Origin of the sequence: Acidocella facilis ATCC 35904, assembly GCF_000687875.1 — a bacterium.
In the GTDB taxonomy this organism is placed as follows: Bacteria; Pseudomonadota; Alphaproteobacteria; order Acetobacterales; family Acetobacteraceae; genus Acidocella; species Acidocella facilis.
The window spans coordinates 15757-35594 of record NZ_JHYG01000018.1 but is presented as its reverse complement, the minus strand read 5'-3'; the positions used below and the strand labels follow the sequence as shown (position 1 = coordinate 35594).

General features: G+C 63.5%; 14 protein-coding genes, 1 tRNA gene, 1 pseudogene and 1 riboswitch. Of the genes and pseudogenes, 1 reads left to right on the top strand and 15 read right to left on the bottom strand.

Going from position 1 to position 19838, the window contains the following annotated elements; genetic code table 11:
• From T331_RS19605 to T331_RS0115290, 5 genes and pseudogenes are all read right to left on the bottom strand, one after another.
• Positions 1 to 185, bottom strand: a 185-nt coding sequence (locus tag T331_RS19605) for a transposase (RefSeq protein ID WP_155992740.1), incomplete at its 3' end; no start/stop codon positions are given.
• 67 nt (positions 186 to 252) lie between these two features.
• Positions 253 to 831, bottom strand: a pseudogene (locus T331_RS19600) (alpha-amylase family glycosyl hydrolase); the annotation flags it as partial.
• Positions 828 to 3725 carry an alpha-1,4-glucan--maltose-1-phosphate maltosyltransferase gene (locus T331_RS19595; RefSeq protein WP_244876978.1) on the bottom strand — a complete coding sequence of 966 codons (2898 nt, stop codon included), beginning with the start codon at positions 3723 to 3725 and terminating at the stop codon, positions 828 to 830. The gene T331_RS19595 and the pseudogene T331_RS19600, both read right to left, overlap by 4 nt.
• A gap of 518 nt (positions 3726 to 4243) precedes the next feature.
• Positions 4244 to 6064, bottom strand: coding sequence for a phosphomethylpyrimidine synthase ThiC (thiC, locus tag T331_RS0115295; RefSeq protein ID WP_026440656.1), 1821 nt, complete (start codon positions 6062 to 6064; stop codon positions 4244 to 4246).
• 40 nt (positions 6065 to 6104) lie between these two features.
• A riboswitch (TPP riboswitch) is annotated at positions 6105 to 6226 on the bottom strand.
• A 41-nt stretch (positions 6227 to 6267) separates the two neighbouring features.
• On the bottom strand, positions 6268 to 6705 hold the full coding sequence (locus tag T331_RS0115290) for an Lrp/AsnC family transcriptional regulator (RefSeq protein ID WP_244876977.1): 438 nt from the start codon (positions 6703 to 6705) through the stop codon (positions 6268 to 6270).
• Between the two features lie 125 nt (positions 6706 to 6830).
• Here T331_RS0115290 and putA point away from each other — a divergent pair, with 125 nt between their 5' ends.
• Positions 6831 to 10403, top strand: a complete 3573-nt coding sequence (gene putA, locus T331_RS0115285; RefSeq protein WP_026440654.1) for a bifunctional proline dehydrogenase/L-glutamate gamma-semialdehyde dehydrogenase PutA — start codon at positions 6831 to 6833, stop codon at positions 10401 to 10403.
• A gap of 76 nt (positions 10404 to 10479) precedes the next feature.
• Here putA and T331_RS0115280 read toward each other — a convergent pair whose 3' ends face one another.
• From T331_RS0115280 to T331_RS0115235, 10 genes are all read right to left on the bottom strand, one after another.
• Positions 10480 to 11817, bottom strand: a complete 1338-nt coding sequence (locus T331_RS0115280) for a DUF3100 domain-containing protein (protein ID WP_026440653.1) — start codon at positions 11815 to 11817, stop codon at positions 10480 to 10482.
• Positions 11818 to 11892: 75 nt separating this feature from the next.
• The gene (locus tag T331_RS0115275) at positions 11893 to 13320 is read right to left on the bottom strand and encodes a M20/M25/M40 family metallo-hydrolase (protein WP_026440652.1); all 1428 of its coding nucleotides are present in this window, start codon (positions 13318 to 13320) and stop codon (positions 11893 to 11895) included.
• 4 nt (positions 13321 to 13324) lie between these two features.
• Positions 13325 to 14200 (bottom strand): VOC family protein, encoded by an 876-nt coding sequence (locus T331_RS0115270; RefSeq protein ID WP_026440651.1) that lies wholly within the window; start codon positions 14198 to 14200, stop codon positions 13325 to 13327.
• Positions 14197 to 14967: a serine O-acetyltransferase gene (locus T331_RS0115265; RefSeq protein ID WP_026440650.1), complete on the bottom strand. Its 771-nt coding sequence runs from the start codon at positions 14965 to 14967 to the stop codon at positions 14197 to 14199. Before T331_RS0115265 ends, T331_RS0115270 begins: the two co-directional genes overlap by 4 nt.
• On the bottom strand, positions 14957 to 16495 hold the full coding sequence (locus tag T331_RS0115260) for an aldehyde dehydrogenase family protein (protein ID WP_026440649.1): 1539 nt from the start codon (positions 16493 to 16495) through the stop codon (positions 14957 to 14959). The genes T331_RS0115265 and T331_RS0115260 overlap by 11 nt, the downstream gene beginning before the upstream one ends.
• Positions 16495 to 17376 (bottom strand): NAD(P)-dependent oxidoreductase, encoded by an 882-nt coding sequence (locus T331_RS0115255; RefSeq protein ID WP_026440648.1) that lies wholly within the window; start codon positions 17374 to 17376, stop codon positions 16495 to 16497. Before T331_RS0115255 ends, T331_RS0115260 begins: the two co-directional genes overlap by 1 nt.
• Before the next feature lie 85 nt (positions 17377 to 17461).
• Positions 17462 to 18406 carry a LysR family transcriptional regulator gene (locus tag T331_RS0115250; protein WP_211248743.1) on the bottom strand — a complete coding sequence of 315 codons (945 nt, stop codon included), beginning with the start codon at positions 18404 to 18406 and terminating at the stop codon, positions 17462 to 17464.
• Positions 18407 to 18419: 13 nt separating this feature from the next.
• Positions 18420 to 18743, bottom strand: a complete 324-nt coding sequence (locus tag T331_RS0115245; RefSeq protein ID WP_035180396.1) for a putative quinol monooxygenase — start codon at positions 18741 to 18743, stop codon at positions 18420 to 18422.
• Positions 18744 to 18833: 90 nt separating this feature from the next.
• Complete coding sequence (locus T331_RS0115240; protein WP_026440646.1) at positions 18834 to 19472, bottom strand: nitroreductase family protein; 639 nt, start codon at positions 19470 to 19472, stop codon at positions 18834 to 18836.
• A 212-nt stretch (positions 19473 to 19684) separates the two neighbouring features.
• A tRNA-Arg gene (locus T331_RS0115235) sits at positions 19685 to 19758 on the bottom strand.
• Positions 19759 to 19838: the final 80 nt, after the last annotated feature.

Below are 19838 nucleotides of genomic sequence, written 5' to 3'. Positions count from 1 at the left end.
ACCGCCGTCCATTTGCCAAACATCTCCGGCAAATCTCGCCAACGCGCCGCATTGCCAGCCATCCATAAGATCGCATCAACAAAAAGTCGGTTGTCCACCCCGCTTCGGCCAGGGGTGCCAACACGGCCAGGCAAGTGACCCTCAATGCGGTTCCATTGTTCGTCCGTCAGTGTCCGTCTGCTCAAGGCAAGAACCCTCCTCAAGCCTTGAATCAGAAATCACAAACAAAGGGAATCTATGAATGCAGACACGACCTAAAGCTTCTTTTACAACCTGTGGATTGTCGAAATTTAAATCAGGCTGATGATGATAAAATCGGTGCCAATAGAATGCATTGGCGGTTTCGTCCCATGTCCAGTTACTCTTTTCTGAATCGATGAAAATAATACGTGTTTGCTCATATTTTTTGTCGCTATCAGACCAGACATAAAAATTTCTATGGGCAGATCCCGGGCTTGCCAAACGTGCGCGCTGAAACCACGGATGCTGGTCAGACGTATGATTGATCACGAGCTCGGTTACGACACGCATCTCGCGCTTATGCGCTTCTTGGATGAATGCTTTGACGTCGGCAATTGATCCATATTCTGTCTGTACATCACGATAATCGGCGATGTCGTAACCGTCGTCACGGCGCGGCGAGGGGTAAAATGGAAGCAGCCAAATTGTGTTAACACCCAGACTAGCGATATAATCCAGCTTCAGAATAAGTCCACGAAAATCTCCAACACCGTCGTTGTTGGCGTCAAAAAAAGATTTCACGTGTAACTGGTATATAATGGCGTCCTTGTACCATTGTGGATCTGCGGCTGTAGAGCGAAGCGGATTCATGTCTCGGTCCTCTGTGGCTGTAGCCGCCAGATGCTGTATGGCAACTCGTGTGGATCTAGACTGATATTCTGATGTTTTCCATACCAGAAAAAGCTGCTGGATCGAGTCAAGTCCTCAACGACGACGACGCCATCATCCGGAAGTCCAACTCGCCAAAGCGGAATTTCAATCAATGTCTCCTGTACGTGGTGCGGATCCAAGCTAATCACAACAAGAACAAAACTCCCATCTTCTGAATACCGTCTCATATAAAGAACGTTTTCATTTTCGCAGTGCAGAAACTCGATCCCGAGATGAGATTGCAATGCGGTTGTCTCCCGGCGGATCATATTCAAAGTCGTGATTTCAACAACGATATTTCCAGCTCTGGTGTAATCCCAAGCTTTTATTTCATATTTTTCAGAGTTGAGGTATTCTTCTTTTCCAAGAACTGGCGCAGCTTCGCATAATTCAAAACCATTATAGACACCGAATAGGCCAGACAAAGTAGCTGCCAACGCAGCGCGGATAAGAAACCCTCCGCGTCCACTGCGCTGCAGGAAGATCGGATTGATATCCGGCGTATTCACAAAAAAATGTGGCCGGAAAAAATTTTTGGCCGGCCCATGGGCTAATTCTCCCATGTAGGAAATCAACTCTTGTTTTTCGTTGCGCCACGTAAAGTAGGTATATGACTGGGAAAAACCGATCTTGGCGAGACGATACATCAATTTTGGGCGAGTAAATGCTTCAGCTAGAAATATTGTGTCCGGATGTCTGCTGCGGATGTCGGCAATCATCCACTCCCAAAAAGGTAGAGGTTTGGTATGAGGATTATCGACACGGAAATAGCGTATACCCTGACCGACCCAGAACTGCACAATATCGCGCAGAGCTAGCCAAAGGTCTGGAATAGAACCAGGAGCGTAGAAATCGACATTGACTATGTCTTCGTATTTTTTTGGCGGATTTTCTGCATAACGTAGTGAGCCATCTGGCCGCCAGTCGAACCACTCCTTGCGCGTTTTTAACCAGGGATGGTCTGGGGAACATTGGATCGCGAAATCCAATGCGATTGATAACCCGTGCTTATCCGCCACAGCGATTAAGTTTTTAAATTCAGCTAACGTACCCAGTTCTGGATGCAACGCGTCATGCCCGCCAGTTTCATCACCAATAGCGTAAGGGCTTCCGGGGTCACTAGCTTGCGCCTGAAGACTATTATTTGGCCCTTTTCGGTTTGTTTTTCCTATTGGATGAATGGGCGGGAAATAAACAACATCGAAGCCCATCGCGGCTATACGTGGAAGTTGCGAGATTACATCTGTAAAGGTGCCGTGGCGTGTTACGTCTCCACTCTGGCTGCGAGGAAATATTTCATACCAACTGGCAAAACGCGCCCCAGCCTGTTCGCAGTCGAGTTTCATAATTGAAGAGACTGAAAGGAATCTACGAGGTAATGCGGCTTGGATTGTACTCTCGAACTCCGGATTCAAAAGGCATTCTTGTAAATTTAATTGATCAAGCCCTTTGCACCGAGCTGCGATTGAATTGAGCCTGGTATCCGCGGCAGCGGCTTCGTCAACCAACGCAAGTCCTTCACGCAGTTCAAGCGTCACGTTTTGTCGATCGGCAATTTTTTTCCTCAATCCGTCGGTGAATGTTGCAAAACGATCAAACCAAGCCTGTACGAAATATTCATATTGCCCGAGCCTTTCTAACGGAAAGGAAGCTTGCCAAGAGTCATTGCCGCTATGGTTCATTGCTAAGCTATGCCAAGCTTCGTTAGGCCCCGCACGATAAACCAGTTCCGCGGCGATCTTGTCATGGCCATCAGTGATCAAATCAGCGCTGACCTTGACCAATTCTCCAATAATTCGCCGCGTCGGAAAGCGGCCTTGATCAACGCTAGGTGCGAGTGATTCAATAGCGATGCGCGGTGCGTTGGTGTTCAATATGGGTGCGCGGACATGCGAAAAGCTAAGCGCTTGACGGATAAAGTGCGCTACTTCACCTGGTGCTAAAGTGATGTTACCCGAGGCGGTTACGCCAACTCCAGTGCTATCCTGAAGCAGGGCGCAGTCTAGGTATGGAAGAATGTGAGCCGCGGGCATTGCCGCCGCACGATCCAGAGATTGATTGACTCCAATCACGAGATCACCGCGCCGCAAAAGCGCAGGCGTTCCTCCGGGGGCAGAAATAAGCCGTGCCGCACGCCGCGTCGACATCGGATCAAGTTTACAACGGAGTTCCAAGAGGTCTTTAGTTTCATTAAGCAAATCGGGATCGCCTTGAAACAAGAATGTGCGATCCACTGCCCAGCCTGGGGCAAATAATGCTGAAAACCGCAATGCACGCCGGGCTGCCGCGCCGTTCCAATCACGGGATCCAGGGGGTGAAGCGTGGGCAAGAGCCGAGGCGATCGATTCTATTCTGTTTGTATCCTGATTTAACCAGCCCGAGGAGAAATCCCAATAGCATGAGGAGGAGTTCGCGAAGGCAAACTCGCCTGCTTCATAAGATTTCAGCTCCTGCGGCGAGGCGCCGAAGCAATCCGCGATGAAAATCACATTTTCATTATATGTCTTGATGTCTTTCAAGCACATATTGACGTTCGCAGCTGATAACCGTGACAGCGCCTCTACGTAAAATCCTCCAACGCCCTCTTCTAGCCAACCCAGCATCCTGGCGGCATCGGTATCCTGCCCTCGCATAATTGGAACGAGGCCTGTTTTGAGCACGCTATTGATCAGCGCGCTGTTATCAATAAGGGCGTGCGTGAATCCTAGGTCATATGCAATCTCGAAATCGCCTTGTTGACCAGAACAGAAGAGAGAAAACGGCCTGGAGCTTGCGGTGCTCACTTCCGAAAGATCTAAGGAAGATAATATAGGCTTTACGTCATGGCTATCCATCGCACCACTCCTTGCCGGCATTGTTCTCGCCTTTCTTGGAAACGGCAGTGTGCGATCCGAATGGATCGCTCAGAAAGCCTGATTAAAACCCAGTGGAGTAAGAAATTGGAGGTGCGGGATAAGGTTCAATACTGGTTACCGACTTTCAATGCAGATAGAAGAAAGTTTGCATCTGGCGCCTATCGTTCCTTCGGGAGGAGGGGTGCAAGCCTGTGCATTTGATTTCATATCGATGTCCTCTGCGTTACCGCTGGAGGGGCTAGTGAGGCGATCGACCTGACTTCTGAGGTTTAGCGCTGGTCGGTCGGCGATTTACTGCCTTGCTTGCTCGTGGTCTGCAGACTCGACGAGCATAGCATGTCTAGGTCGCCAGGATCTTTTTTGCTTCGCGAACAACGCCATGCCCTGTATTTCTTGTCGACGGCGCCGTTATGGTGAATCGCGGCGCTGCGGGGGCTCGTCATTGGCAGGGAAGGAAGGGGGCGGAGGCGTTGCTATCTGCTCCCGCCCGGCATTCATCAGTCTTTGTCTTTGGCTGTCACATAAAGCGCGCCGCCAGCTTCTGTGAAGGCGGCGCGCATCGCTTCCATCCCCTCCTGGCGCTGCGCCTCGGCGCGGATATCCTGGCTGATCTTCATAGAGCAGAATTTCGGCCCGCACATTGAGCAGAAATGCGCGCTCTTATGCGCTTCCTTCGGCAGCGTCTCATCGTGAAAGGCCCGCGCCGTATCCGGATCCAGTCCAAGATTGAACTGATCCTCCCAGCGGAATTCGAAACGTGCCCGGGAAATCGCGTCATCACGCAGCCGCGCCGCCGGATGGCCCTTCGCCAGGTTCGCCGCATGGGCCGCCAGCTTGTAGGTAATCACCCCAGTTTTCACATCTTCCCGGTTCGGCAGGCCGAGATGCTCCTTGGGCGTGACATAGCAGAGCATGGCGGTGCCGAACCAGCCGATCATCGCGGCGCCGATCGCCGAGGTGATATGATCATAGCCGGGCGCGATGTCCGTGGTCAGCGGCCCCAGCGTATAGAATGGCGCCTCGCCGCAGGTGGCAAGCTGCTTCTCCATATTGGCTTTGATCTTGTGCATCGGCACATGGCCGGGGCCTTCCACCATCACCTGGCAGCCTTTCGCCCAGGCCCTACGCGTCAGCTCGCCCAGCGTCTCCAGCTCCGCAAACTGCGCCGCGTCATTCGCATCCGCGTTCGCGCCAGGGCGCAGCCCGTCACCCAGCGAGAACGACACGTCGTAGCGGCGCATGATGTCGCAAATTTCGTCGAAATGCTCGTAGAGGAAACTTTCCCGGTGATGTGCCAGGCACCATTGCGCCATGATCGAACCGCCGCGTGAGACGATGCCGGTGACGCGCCGCGCCGTCAGCGGCACATGCGCCAGCCGCACCCCGGCATGGATGGTGAAATAATCCACCCCTTGCTCAGCCTGTTCGATCAGCGTATCGCGATACAGCGCCCAATCCAGCTTCGCCGCATCGCCGCCTACTTTTTCCAGCGCCTGATAAAGCGGCACCGTGCCGATCGGCACGGGTGAATTCCGTAGAATCCAGCTGCGGATATTGTGAATATTCCGGCCGGTGGAGAGATCCATCACCGTATCCGCGCCCCAGCGGATCGCCCAGACCAGCTTCTCCACCTCCGCCGCAGCGTCGGAGGTCACCGCCGAATTGCCGATATTCGCGTTGATCTTCACCAGGAAATTGCGGCCGATGACCATCGGCTCCAGCTCCGGATGGTTGATATTGGCCGGCAGAATCGCCCGCCCGGCGGCGATTTCCGCGCACACGAATTCAGGTGTCACGAATTCCGGCAAGGCGGCGCCGAAGCTCTCGCCATCCGCCAACCGCGCTTGCGCCTGCTCATGCGCGGCCGCCCGGCCGAGATTTTCCCGGTGCGCGGCATAGATCATCTCCTCGGTGACGATGCCGGCGCGGGCGAATTCATATTGTGTCACCAGCGCCGTCTCATCTCCCATTCGCACGTCATGCGCCGCTGGGCAGGGGGCCACGAGCGTCTCCGCGCTGGCATGGCCATTATCCTCAGGCTTCACCGGCCGGCTTGCATAGGGGCGTAAACCGCGTTTGCTCAGCCAGGCATTACGCAATTTCGGCAATCCATCCTCAAGCGAGAGGGGCTCAGCCGGGTCGGTGTAGGCGCCGGAAGTGTCATAAAGCTGCAGCGGCGGTTCCTGCGCGCTGGCGTGCAGTGCCACCTCCCGGAACGGAACCGCGATGTCAGGATGTCCCGGTGCTGGGGAATAGATCTTGCGCGATCCTGCAATCGGCCCAGTGGTTACGCTGAGGGTCTTGGTCTCGATATCCACGGCACGTCTCCCTTTGTAGCGGAGCACGGGTGCATGGATTCACGAATTCATCCCCCGTCCCTCCGCCGATGTTAATCGGATCAGGTTCAAAGGGTCCGCGGCGGTGGGCAAAAGCCCATGGCCACATCTCAGCTCTCTCGCAGAGCCCCCCTCGGTGCGGGCAAGGGAGCACCCGCACGGCAAGGTTGTCAAGCCTGCCTGGCTCAGCGTTCCTTCACGGTTTCCATCGCCACGTAGGTGGAGCTGGAGGCGACGAAGGGCAGCGCCGAGATCGCTTCGCCCAGCACCGCGCGGTAGCGCTGAATATCGGCGGTCCGCACTTTCAGCAGATAATCGAAGGGTCCGGCGATCATATGGCATTCCTCCACCTCGGGGATGCGCCGCACCGCCGCGTTGAACTGGCTCAGCGCCGCTTCGCGCGTGTCGGAGAGCTTGATCTCGGTGAAGGCGATATGGGTGAGGCCGAGCCGGCCACTGTCCAGCACCGCGCGGAACCCGGTGATCACGCCGCTCTCTTGCAGCTTTTTCAGCCGCGCCTGACAGGGGGTTTTGGAGAGGCCGACCTGCTCCGCCAGGGCGGTGACGCTCATCCGCCCGTCGCGGGAGAGCAAAGCGAGGAGTTTGTGGTCGAATTCATCCAAATTGGCTATAGAAACGGGATTTTTCATAAAAATTTCCTAAAAATATAAAGAAAATAAGTCATAGTGATAGTTCTATCTGTTATTATAAGGCAAATCGCCTTGTCCGAGAATGCTAAGCCTGTCGCATGATCCACGCCCCACTTTTCGCCGCTTTCGCCCCGCCCATCGGCCCGCAAACCGCCTTGCGCCAGGCCATCACCGCCGCCTATCGCCGCGCCGAGCCGGACTGCATGGCGCCACTGCTGGCGGCCGCCACGCTGGCGCCGGAGGACCGCGCCGCCATCGCGCAAACCGCCACCGCCCTGGTCACTCGCCTGCGGGCGCAAAAGCCCGCCAGCCCGATGGCGGCCTTGATGCAGGATTACGCCCTCTCCAGCGAGGAAGGCATCGCGCTGATGTGCCTGGCCGAGGCGCTGCTGCGCATCCCCGACGCCCCCACCCGTGACGCGCTGATCCGCGACAAGCTCGCCGGCGGCGATTGGGGCGCGCATCTGGGGGCTGAGAAAAGCCTGTTCGTCAACGCGGCATCCTGGGGGCTGGCGCTCACCGGCCGGCTGGTGGCGCCGCACCCCGAGGCCAGCCTGGGTGCAGCCCTCACCCGCCTGGTGGGGCGCGCCGGCGAACCGCTGATCCGCGCCGCGATGGACCGCGCCATGCGCCATCTGGGAGCCGCCTTCGTCAGCGGCCAGACCATCCAGGAAGCGCTCGCCCATGGCCGCCCGTTTGCGGCGAAAGGCTTTCGCTACAGCTATGACATGCTGGGCGAGGCGGCGCTGACAGCGCAGGACGCCACCCGCTATTTCGCGGATTATGAGGCCGCGATCCACGCCATCGGCCAGGCGGCTGCGGGCAAGGGCGTCATTGCCGGGCCGGGCATCTCGATCAAGCTCTCGGCCCTGCATCCGCGCTATGGCCGCGCCCAGGCCGGGCGGGTGATGGCGGAGCTGCTGCCGCGCCTGCGCGCTCTGGCGCTGCTTTCGAAGCGCTACGATATCGGGCTGAACATCGATGCCGAGGAAGCCGACCGGCTGGAGCTTTCGCTCGACCTGCTGGAGGCGCTGGCGCTGGACCCGGTGCTGGCGGGCTGGCAGGGGCTGGGTTTCGTCATCCAGGCCTATGGCAAGCGCTGCCCCTCCGTGATCGCCTGGCTGGTTGATCTGGCGCGGCGTGCGAAGCGGCGGCTGACGGTGCGGCTGGTCAAGGGCGCTTACTGGGATGCCGAGATCAAGCGCGCCCAGCAGGACGGTCTGGCGGATTTCCCGGTCTATACCCGCAAGCTGCATACCGATGTCGCCTATATCGCCTGCGCGCGCGCTCTGCTTGCCGCGCCGGATGCGATCTTCCCGCAATTCGCCACGCATAATGCGCAGACTCTGGCAACCATCCATCACCTCGCCGGACCGGATTTCCATGAGGGGCAGTACGAGTTCCAGTGCCTGCACGGCATGGGCGAGCCGCTTTACGAGCAAATGGTGGGGAGCCGCCCGTGCCGGATCTATGCGCCTGTTGGCACCCATGAAACGCTGCTGGCCTATCTGGTCCGCCGGCTGCTGGAAAACGGCGCGAACTCTTCCTTCGTCAACCGCATCGCCGATCCGGCGGTGCCGGTTGCGGCTTTGGTGGCCGACCCGACGCAGATTCTGGCGGCATCGCCCATCCCCGGCGCTCCGCACGAGAAAATCGCAGTCCCCGCCGCGCTCTATCCTGATCGTCGTAACTCTTCCGGGATCGATCTCAGCGACGAAACCACCCTCGCCAGCCTCTCCGCCGCTTTGCAGGCAAGTGCCGCCACGCGCTGGCAGGCCGCCCCGGCGCAAGGCGGCAGCGCGCCGCGCCTGGTGCTGAACCCGGCGGATCTCAACGACATCGTCGGTGAGGTCCGCGATGCCACGCCCGCGCAAATCCCCGACGCCATGCGGGCCGCCGCCGCCGCAAACTGGCAGGCTGAATCCGTCGCCGCCCGCGCCGCCGCGCTGGAGCGTGCCGCCGATCTCCTGGAGGCGCGCTCCGCGCCGCTGCTCGGCCTGATCATCCGCGAGGCCGGTAAAACCATGCCCAACGCCATCGCCGAAATCCGCGAGGCGGTGGATTTTCTGCGCTATTACGCTGTGCAGGCCCGCACCACGCTGCAGGACGGCCAGGCCCCGCTCGGCCCGGTGGTTTGCATCAGCCCCTGGAATTTCCCGCTGGCCATCTTCACCGGCCAGATCGCGGCAGCTTTGGCGGCAGGCAATGTTGTGCTGGCCAAGCCGGCCGAGGAAACCCCGTTGATCGCCGCGCAAGCCGTGGCAATTCTGCATGAAGCCGGCATTCCGCCGGAGGCCTTGCAGCTCCTGCCCGGCGACGGCGCCATCGGGGCTGCCCTGGTCGCAGCGCCTGAGGTTGCGGCGGTGATGTTCACCGGCTCCACCGAAGTGGCGCGGCTGATCCAGGCGCAGCACGCCGGGCGCCTCACCGCAACCGGCCAGACCATCCCACTGATCGCCGAAACCGGTGGCCAGAACGCGATGATCGTCGATTCCACCGCTTTGCCCGAGCAGGTGGTGGCGGATGTGCTACTCTCTGGCTTTGACAGCGCCGGCCAGCGCTGCTCGGCGCTGCGTGTGCTGTGCCTGCAGGAGGAGGCGGCGGATCGCATCCTCACCATGCTGAAAGGCGCGATGGCGGAGCTGCGCCTGGGCCGCCCGGACGCGCTGGCGGTGGATATCGGCCCGGTGATCTCGGCGCAGGCGAAGGCCGGCATCGAAGCACATATCGCAGCGCTACGAAAATCCGGCGCGCCGGTCACCCGGCTTGCCGCACCGGCAGGGCAGGGGCATTTCGTCGCGCCTACTTTGATCGAGGTCGACCATATCGCCCAGCTTGAGCGCGAAGTGTTCGGCCCAGTGCTGCATGTGCTGCGCTATCGCCGTGCCGCGCTTCCGGACCTGATCAGCGCCATCAACGCCACCGGCTACGGCCTCACCTTCGGGCTGCATACCCGTCTCGCCGCGACCGAGGCGGCGGTGACGTCGCGGATCAAGGCCGGCAATCTCTACGTCAATCGCAACATGGTCGGCGCCGTGGTGGGCGTGCAGCCTTTCGGAGGGCGCGGGCTTTCGGGCACCGGGCCGAAAGCCGGCGGGCCGCTTTATCTCAGCCGTCTGGTGCGCGAACCTGCCTTGCCGCCCTTCCACGCGCCTGCCCCCGCAGCGTTGCTGGACTTCATCGCCTGGGCGGATGCGGCGGGCGAGGATGAGGCCGCCGCCTTGGCCCGGCTCTACGCCGCATCCCCACTCCCCGGCGTAATGCTGGACCTGCCTGGCCCGGTGGGGGAGCGCAACCGCTACGCCTTGCATCCGCGCGGCGCGCTGCTGCTGCGGCCAGCCACGCTGAACGGGCTCTACGCGCAGGTCATCGCCTGCCTCGCCACCGGCAATCGCGGCTGTGTGGAGGGCATGGCGCTGCCGGCTCTGCCGCCCGCGCTGGCGCAGCATTTCACCGCGCGCGCGGATGAGGTGGCCGCGGTGCTGGCCGAGGCTGGAAATGTGCAGGCTGTGGCAAAGGAGATCGCAAACCGGCCGGGGGCTGTGCTGCCGGTGCATGCGCTGCGCGGTGATCAGGCGTTGCCGTATCTGCCAGAGTTTCTGGTGGAGGAGGTTTCGCTGTCCATCAATCTGGCAGCGGCCGGGGGGAATGCTAGTTTGATGATGCTCTGACAAAAAACGGAGCGCTCCGATTGGGGCGCCCCGCTATTGCGAGGGGATTAACAACCCCCCCAGAACTTTTGCGACCTTATTTCGGCAAAGTGACTTCCGCGATCAGGCTCGCGAAGATGAAGGTGCCGGCATTGGCCACCAGCGAGACCAGCACGATCCGCCAGCCCAGCGCCTTGAACAGCTTGATGTCCTTGGCCAGCGACATGCCGGCATAGGTCAGCACCACCGTGGCCAGCGCCAGGAAATGCATCTTCCCGGTCAGCAGCGTGATCGCATGCGCCCCCGGCCAGTAGGGCGCGGTCAGCGCCATGCCGATCAGCGTCGCCCAGAACACCGCCGGGATCTTCACCGGCAGGAAGCGCGCCATCGTCGCGCCGATGGCCGCCACCGCGACGATGATGACCGTGCCGAGCAGCGCCGCCTGCGGCGCGGTCTTGTAGGTGATCCAGTTGCCGGCCACCAGCGCGATGAAGGCGACGATGGCCAGCAGCCCGACCATGGTGCCCCAGCCGATCGCGATCTCCTTGGCGTCATGCACCGAGAGGCGCGCATCCGGCTGGCCGACAGCCTTGCGGCCGATCATCGGCTCCAGCGTGCGATAGATGAAATTCGCCAGCGGCAGCGAGATGAACAAGGTGAAATAGGTGCCAACCGTCGTGGTGATCAGGTTCGAGGCCGCGGCGAAGGCCGCGATGTCATGCGCCATGCCGGCCGGGGACTGCGCGACGATGCCGCCGGTCGCTGCCGCCATCATCGAGCCGGAGCCGACGCCAGCGCCCATTGCCAGCGCCAGCGGGTTGAACAGCCCGGTGCTGGCGATCAGGCTGGCGAGCACGGAGATGAACACCGCGCCGACCACCGTGCCGGTGACATATTCAGCCAGCACGCCGCGCCCTTCCGGCGAGCTCATGCCGTATTTTTCACCGATGATGGCGAGGTTCGGCTCACGCCCGACGGAGTAGGTGGCCCCCACCGCCTCGCGCTTGATGCCCAGCAGCAATGCCAGCGGCAGCGCGATGATGATGGTGCCGAGGAAATGGCCCAGCTCCTGGAACACCAGCGCCCAGCCGGACTGGATCAGCTTCGGCAGCGCCGCCCCCACCAGCAGCGCCAGATCGGCGACGAAGATCAGCACCGCAACCTGAATGATGGCGGAGGCCTTCTGCTGCTCGGCCCGGCGCACGCCCAACCCTTGCGGCAGCCTGGTGGCGATGATGCCGGCGAAAATGCCGAGCAGCATGCCCCAGACCAGCGGCAGCAACGTGACTTTCGTGCTGCCCAGCGGCACGTTGATCGGCCCGATCAGCTCGGCGATCACCGTCATCGCCAGCGCCCAGCCATGCACCGTCCAGCTGGTGACGAGATTGCCCTGCGCCGGTGGCGCTGTGCCCTCATAGATCGTGGTGTTTTCCATCTCTCACTCCTCGTGCCGCCTCGGCACCGCAAAAAACGTGGGAACCGTGTGGTCCTGTTGATCGTCCTTGTTGCTTCACCGCCCTCTTCGTGGCGGCGCACCCTCTGCGGTCTCGGGGGTGCCGAGGTCCCACCACAACCCGGCGAAGGCGAGCACGCCCTCCCGCGCCGCCGCCACCAGCAGATGTTCGTCAGGCCCGTGTTGCTGGCAGCCATTATGGCCGTGGGGAATCCAGATCAGCGTCGTGTTCAGATGGTCCTGGAACACATCCCCCGGCATGCCGCCGGAGGTCGCTGGAATGTGCTGTATCTTGTGGCCGAGCGAACGCGCCATGCTGGCGGCGGCCCAGCCCACCCAAGGGTCGTTCGCATCCGAGGCGCTGCCCGGCATGCCGATGCGCGGATTTTCGATCTTCACCTCAGCAAAGCCCGCCGCATCCAGATGCGCGCGCAAGGCCGGCATCAGCGTCTCGGGGTCGGTCTGTGGCACGTAGCGGATCTGGCAATGCGCATGGGCGCGCGGGGCGAGCGCATTGGCCGGGGCCTCCGGCGCGCCGCACAGCATCGCCAGCACGATGAAGCTGTTCCAGGCATAGAGTTTTTCGGCCGGAGAGAGGCCCGGCTCGCCCCAGCCCGGCTCCAGCGTCGCCGCCGCGCCGCCCATATCCACCGGGCAGCCGGCGAGCATGGATTTGATCTCGGGAGAGAGCGGCGCCGGACGCCAGCCTTCCACGAGTATGCGGCCATTGCGATCAGCGATGCAGGCCAGCGCATGTGAGAGCACAATCGCCGGGTCCGTGGTCAGCCCGCCCCAATGGCCCGAATGCACCCCGCCGTTGCGCGGCGCCACCACCAGGTCGAAATGATAATTGCCGCGCGTGCCGGTGGCCAGGGTTGGCGTGGTCGGGGTCACGCGCGGGCCGTCGCTGGCGATGAAGACGTCGGCCGCCAAACGCGCAGCATGGGCGGCGACGAAGTCGCGCAGGCCCGGCGAGCCCACCTCCTCGCCGGTTTCCAGCACCAGCTTCACATTCGCCCCCAGCCGGCCGCGGCGCGCCTTCAGCACCTGTTCGAGCGCGAACAGATTAATGGCGTGCTGGCCCTTATTGTCCGCACTGCCGCGCCCATACCAGCGCGCGCCGTCTGGGTGCTGCTCGTGGCGCAATTCCCAGGGGGTGCGCCCGGCACTCCATTGCGCCTCCATGCCGCGCACCGTGTCGCCATGGCCGTAGGTGATCACGGTGGGCAGATCCTCGCCCTCCAGCCGTTCGGCCAGCAAGATCGGCCCGGCGCCCGACTTCGGGTTCGGGTGGATTTCCCAGTGAAAGCCCAGCGCATCCAGCCAGGGGCCGATCCCCTCCTGCAGATAGCGCCCCAGCTCGGCCGCGCGCGCGGGCTCCTGGGAGGAGCTGGGGATGGCCACCAGCCCGGCCAGACGGGTCTCGAACTCCCCCGCATCGAACGCGGTTTCGGCGTTGCGGAGCGTTTCGCCGCGCGGGTCCATCGGGTCAGCCTTTCACGAAGCGGATGACGACATTGCCGCAGGCGGCGACATCGCGCAGGGCGGGGCCGGAGGCGGTCTCGCAGACATCGTGCCCGGCCCGCGCCAGCAGCGCGCGCACCGCCGCCAGGTCCTGCACCGCGATGTCGATGGCCGCGCCCGCCGGCACGTTCGGCGCCAGCACCGGGCGCGGCGTATCGGCATAGACCGAGGCCCAATCCGCCGGATGCAGCACCCGGAACACGCCCTGGCCGGTCGGCACCTCCCAGCCGGCGGGGCCGGGATTTGCGGGGCCGAACATGGCGGTGAGGCGCGAGAGCACTTTCTCCTGCGCCTGCGCCAGATAGGTGACGGCGGCGATGTGATGCGCGCCATTGGCGTGCTGCATCCATTCCGGGCGCCAGAGCAGATGCGGCTTATGTTGTTGGGCCAGGAAATGCGAGGCGCGCGGCAGAGCAGGGTCGAGGAAAATATCCAGCGAGACCACCGCCTCGTCCCACTCCATGCCCGGCGGGCGGACCTTGCGGCGGAAATCCACCGGGCCCTGGGAGATCAACCCGCGCGCTTTCAGCGTCGCCGCGTCGGCGCGGCTATCTTTGCTGTGCAGGGCCACCAGCGCCATGCCCTCGCGCTCGGCCAGCGCCTCATGCATGTGCCGGCCAAAGGCGAAGCCGCCGATTTCGAGATTATCGATCAAGGTTTCGTCATAGATGCCCATCAGCTCCAGCGCGCAGCGTTCCATCACCGCCAGGCTGGTGCTGGTGCCCCAGGGATGCTGGCCGACCGGGGTGAGGGTGAAGCCGAGCGAATTATAGAAGGCTCGGGCCGCCTCGATGTCGCGGACCAGGATGAGCGGATGGTCGATGCCGGGCAGCGTGGTCACAGCGTATGGTCCTGTTTCGTATAGCCGTAAGGGTGGGCGTAGTCGCTGCGGGGCCGGGCCGGATTGCCGGCGGCGGTGGTGAAGGGCGCGACAGAGGCCAGCACCATGCTGCCGGCGGCAACGACCGCGCCTTCGCCGATTTCGATATTGCCCAGGATGGTGGCGCCGGCGCCGAGAATGGCGCCGCGACGGATTTTCGGATGGCGGTCGCCCTCCTGCATCAGCGTGCTGCCGAGGGTGACACCGTGCCAGAGGCAGACTTCAGGTTCGATCACCGCCGTCTCGCCGATCACCACGCCGATGCCGTGATCGAGAAAAATCCCGGGGCCGATCCGTGCTGAGGGGTGGATATCCGCGCCCAGCACGCCCGCCCCGGTCTTCCAGGCCAAAGCCAGCGCGTGCTGGCCGTTCATCCACAGCGCATGGGCAACACGCCAAGCGGCGAGGATGTGAAAGCCGCGCCCGCCGAGCCAGATGCCCAGCCGCCCGCCCGGCTCGAAATTCAGCCGGTGGATGGTCTCCAGATCGGCGAAGCTCGCCGCCACCGCGTCCGGACCGGCGGCGTAGGCGGCCAGGGCGATGGCGCGCAGCCGTTCCGTGGGCAGCCAGTTGGCCGGGGGCAGCCGGCTGAGCAGGCAGGCCAGCCCCTCAGCCGGGCTGCGCGCCGCCAGCAGCGGCGCCAGAATGGGGCCGAGATCCGGCGCGTCGCCAAGGCCGGCCTTGGCATCCGCCCGCAATTCGGTCCAGCCGGGGAGCTCAGCCGACATAGCCGAACGGGGCGGCGGGGTTGGCGGCGGTCTCGACCCAGACGCTCTTGATCTGGGTGTAGGCGTTCAGCGCCTCGCGCCCGGAGGAGCGGCCAAAGCCCGAGCGTCCGAACCCGCCGAAGGGCGAGGCGACATTGATGGTCTTGTAGCCATTGATCCAGAAAGTGCCGGCGCGCACCGCCCCGGCGACGCGATGGGCGCGGCCCGGATCCTGCGTCCACACCGCCCCGGCCAAGCCGTAAGGTGTGTCGTTTGCGAGGGCCACCGCATCTGCCTCGTCCTCGAAGGGCAGCACGGCGAGCACCGGGCCGAACACCTCCTCACGGGCGATCAGCGCATCGCGGGCGACATCGGCCAGGATGGTGGGGGCATAGAAATAGCCGCCGCTGGATTGCAGCGCGTTCGGGCAGCCGCCGCCAGTGGCCAACAACGCGCCGCTCTGCGTCGCCGCATCCACCATCGCGCCGATCTTTTCGAACTGGCGGCGATTATTGATCGGGCCGATCTGGGTGGCGGGATCGCTCGGCAGGCCGAACGGGATTTTCGCCGCCGCCGCCGCCAGACGCTCGACGAACTGGGCGTGGATGCGGCGATCCACCAGCAGGCGCGAGCCCGCCACGCAGCTCTGCCCGGCACCGCCGAAGATGGCGGCCTGGGCGCCGATCAAGGCGCGTTCAATGTCAGCATCCGCGAAGACGATATTGGCGGATTTGCCGCCCAGCTCCAGCACGCTCGGGACAATGTTACGCGCGGCGGCGGCGGCGATCTGCGCGCCCGCCTCGGCCGAGCCGACGAAGACGACCAGCCGGGTATCAGCATGCGCCACGGCGGCGGCCCCGGTGGTGGGGCCGGCCCCGGCGAGGATGGAGACCAAGCCGTTCGGCACGCCCTCGGCCATCTCGCATAATTTGCCCAGCACCAGCGAGGTGAGCGGGGTCAGCTCGGAGGGTTTCAGCACCACGGCATTGCCCGCACAGATGGCCGGGGCGATCTGCCAGCCGGCGGTGAAGATCGGCGCGTTCCAGGGCGTGATCTGCACCACAATGCCCAGCGGCTCCGGGCGGGTATAGTTGAGATGCGAGCTGGGAACGGGGATGACCTCGCCATGCAGCTTATCGGCCCAGCCGGCATAATATTCGAACATCTCCGCTACCTTGGCGACCTCGCCGCTTGTATCGCGGATCGGCTTGCCGGCGGAGAGCATTTCCAGCTCGGCCAGCGCCTCGGCATGGGCACGGACCAGACGGGCGATCTCGTTCATCGCCCGGCCGCGCGCGGCGGCGGTCTGTGCCATCCAGGCGCGCTGAGCGCCACGGGCGGCCTGCATCGCCTGTTCCACCACGCCGGCCCCGGCATCGGCGAAGCTGAGCAGGGCCTTGCTGTCGGCCGGGTTGGTCAGGGTCAGGGCGGCGCCGGTGCCGGGGATGATCTGGCCGGCAATATAGCTGCCCATCTTGCCGCCCAGCAGCTGGCCGATCAGCGCCTCAACACGCGCGGCGGCGTGGCTCATGGTCATCGTATCGGGCATCACGCCATCTCCTTGCGGTCGCGGTAATCCGCCATGCGGGTGAAATCATCCTGGTCGGCGAGCCAGCCAGCCTCCTGCCAGAGCTGCTTCACATGCTGGCTGAGCGGTAGCGCCACGCCGCTCTCCTCGGCCAGCTCGATCGCCAGGCGTACATCCTTGCGCATCAGCCCGGCGGAGAAGCCGCTATCGAAGCTGGCGGGCAACACCCAGCGCGGCACCATCACCTCGCTGATGGCGGAGCGGCCGGTGGCGGCGTTGACCACCTTCAGCGCCGCTTCCGGGGCGAGCCCGGCGGCGGCGGAAAGGCGCAGCGCCTCGCCGGTGGTCACCAGATGCGCCGCCACCAGCAGATTATTCACCAGCTTGGCGATATTGCCCGCCCCGCTGGGGCCGACATGGGTGGCCTTGGCGGACATCGCGGCCAGCACCTTCTCGGCCCGGGCGACATCAGCCTCGGTGCCGCCGATCATCATTGTCAGGCTGCCGGAAGCCGCCCCCGAGGGGCCGCCGCTGACCGGCGCATCCAGCAAGCCATGCCCGGCCGCGGCCAGCGCGGCGGCGAGGCGGCGGGTTGTGCCGGGGTCCGAGGTGGAGGTGTCGATCACCAGCACCGAAGCATCCTTGCGGCTGAGCAAGCCCCCCTCGGCGGTGACCACGGCCTCGACATCCTTGGCGTAGGGCAGGGAGAACACCACCGCGTCCACCTGCCGCAGCAAAGCCAGCTGGTCCTCGATGAAGATGATGCCCTCGGCTTCGATCATCGCCCGGCGGGCCGGACTGATATCGAAGCCCAGCACCTCAAAGCCGGCGCGCTTGAGCGAGGCGGCCATGCCGAACCCCATATTGCCCAGCCCGATAACGCCGATCCTGCGTAGTTCCATATGCGATACACCCCTTGGTCTCGGCAGGAGCTTCGCGGCCAGGAGCGTTCAGGAAAAGAACTTAATTTCGACGGATCCGTTGCTTTTACGGCAACGATGGCGCCGGGTGCAGCGCGAGCAGCCGCTCCCCCAGCCAATGCAGCAGCGTTTCCGTCGCCGCCGGCAGCCGCCGCGCGACGCGCACCTGCAAATGCGCCATGGCCTCGGCGAGCAGCGGATCGGAGAGCGGCAGCGCTGTCACCCTCTTGTCCCGCAACTCCGGAAACACCACGAATTCCGGCAGAAACGCCACCCCCATGCCGGCGGTCACGAATTGCCGGTGTGCTTCGAAGGAGGCGCTCTCCAGCCTGGCGATCAGGCGGAAGCCGCCATTCGCCTCGGCCCGGCCGATCAGCTGGCGGATGCCATGATCGGGCGGCAGCAGCGCCGTCGCCTCATAGGCGAAGCTGCGCAGACTGACGGGCTTGCGGTGCCCTGTCATCTCATGCCCCGGCGGCAGAATGGCGCGGATGGGCTGGTGCGCCTTCACCACCGTGCGCACATCCGCATGGGCGGTGGGGTTGTAGGCGAGGCCGATATCGGTTTCGCCGGCGGCGACGGCGGCGGTGATCGCATCCGTGGTGCCGAGCACGATGCGGTAGCTGATGCCGGGAAATTCGCGGGCGAACCCGGCCAGGGCGTTCATCAGATCGGGGAGAAACCCCGCGCCGCAGCAAATCTGCACAATGCCTTGCTGCAGCCCGCGCAGCTGGCGCAGCCGGTCGGTGAGGGCGGTGGCTTCATCCTGCTGGCGCTGGGCGTGTTCGGCGACTAGCCGCCCGGCCTCGGTCGCCACCACGCCGCGCGGCAGGCGCTCCAGCAGCAGCGCGCCGCAACTGGCCTCCAGCTCGGCGATCTGGCGGCTGATCGCCGAGGGCGCGACATGCAGCGCCTCAGCGGCGGCGCGGATCGAGCCCAGCCGCACCACCGCCAGGAAATAGCGCAAAGCGCGGTCATTCAGCGGGCGGGCGGCATCGGGCGCGGGCGGCATGGGGGCTCCCGGTTCAGCCCAAGGCGAACAGCTCGGGCCCAGCGACGCGAATCATTGGCCCATCCAGCAGATCGCGGGCGAAAAACAGGAAGCGGTTCATCGGGTCGGAATTATGATAGGCGGAGAGAGCGGCTTCGTCCCGGCAGCGGGCGGTGAGGGCGAACAGCCCGGCATCGTGCGGGTCCTGAACCAGGCTCAGCTGCAGCGTGCCCGGCTCCTGCAGCCCTGTCAGCTCCGCCAGATCCAGCAGCGCCTCGCGGATCGCATTCTCCCGCCCGGGCTTCGCCCGCAGGATGATCAAGGTGCTGAGCAAGGGGGGAGCGGAGGCTGCGGTCATGCGCAAGCCATAGGTGCATGGGCCGGTCGGCGCAAACAGAAAAACCCGGCCTGCGGCAGCGGCGCGGGCGCGCCGCTGCCAGGGGGCGTGTTATTTCACGTAGCTGATGAATTGTTCCGCCGGACGACGGACTTTTTGCAAATTCACCAGCCAGTCGCGCTCAGCCGCGCGGTAGCCCAGCGGCAGCAGCAGCACGCTGCGCAGATGCCGCGCCTTCAGCCCGAGAATCTCATCCACCGCCTCGGGGTCGAAGCCTTCCATCGGGGTGGCGTCCACCCCCTCGAAGGCGGCGGCGATCAGCGCCGCGCCGAGCCCGATATAGGCCTGGCGCGCGGCGGCCTGGTAATTCGCCTCGGTGCCGCGTTCGGCGACGATGCCGAGCAGTTTCTGCCGGTAGGCTTCCCAGCCTTCGTTCTTGAAGCCGCGCACCTCGTTGGTGAGGTCAAACATCATGTTCACGCGCTCGGGGGTGATATCGTCCCAGGCGGCGAAGACCAGCAGATGCGAGCAATCCGTCACCTGCGCCTGGTCCCAGGCGACGGCGCGGATTTTCGCGCGGATTTCGGGGGTGGTGACCACCAGCAGCTCGAAGGGCTGCAGCCCGCTGGAGGTCGGCGCCAGGCGCACGGCTTCCAGGATGGCGTTCAGTTTTTCCGCCGGCACCTGCCGGGACGGGTCAAAGGCCTTCGTCGCATAGCGCCAGGAAAGCCGTTCGTTCAAGGTCGTCATCGAATATCCTTCATCATGCAGGGCCGTTCTCTGGTCCCTGCGGCCGATGGTTCGGAGATTTGGAACGATCAAGGCCGGCCACAACCCCCTGCGCGGAATTTTGGCGAGGGTAGCGTTTCATCACCCATGGAGGCAGCGCCGATGGACGCAGCGGCCAGGTCTATGCGTGGCAAGAGGTGGGCGGGGCCGAAGCGCTGTCGGGCAGGGGGGAATGTCCCCGGCGGGATTCGAACCCACGGCCCCAGGATTAGGAATCCTGTGCTCTATCCTGCTGAGCTACGGAGACATAAGAAAAAACCGCCTCGGCTGGTTTCCGGCGCTGCCGGACCTGGCCAAGGCGGTTCTCTTTAGCCCGACTTCGACGGA

Coding starts and splice junctions, on each gene's coding strand:
- T331_RS19595 (WP_244876978.1), bottom strand. CDS start 3,725: ATGGATAGCCATGACGTAAAGCCTATATTATCTTCCTTAGATCTTTCG.
- putA (WP_026440654.1), top strand. CDS start 6,831: ATGATCCACGCCCCACTTTTCGCCGCTTTCGCCCCGCCCATCGGCCCG.
- T331_RS0115280 (WP_026440653.1), bottom strand. CDS start 11,817: ATGGAAAACACCACGATCTATGAGGGCACAGCGCCACCGGCGCAGGGC.
- T331_RS0115275 (WP_026440652.1), bottom strand. CDS start 13,320: ATGGACCCGCGCGGCGAAACGCTCCGCAACGCCGAAACCGCGTTCGAT.
- T331_RS0115265 (WP_026440650.1), bottom strand. CDS start 14,967: ATGTCGGCTGAGCTCCCCGGCTGGACCGAATTGCGGGCGGATGCCAAG.
- T331_RS0115260 (WP_026440649.1), bottom strand. CDS start 16,495: ATGCCCGATACGATGACCATGAGCCACGCCGCCGCGCGTGTTGAGGCG.
- T331_RS0115255 (WP_026440648.1), bottom strand. CDS start 17,376: ATGGAACTACGCAGGATCGGCGTTATCGGGCTGGGCAATATGGGGTTC.
- T331_RS0115250 (WP_211248743.1), bottom strand. CDS start 18,406: ATGCCGCCCGCGCCCGATGCCGCCCGCCCGCTGAATGACCGCGCTTTG.
- T331_RS0115245 (WP_035180396.1), bottom strand. CDS start 18,743: ATGACCGCAGCCTCCGCTCCCCCCTTGCTCAGCACCTTGATCATCCTG.
- T331_RS0115240 (WP_026440646.1), bottom strand. CDS start 19,472: ATGACGACCTTGAACGAACGGCTTTCCTGGCGCTATGCGACGAAGGCC.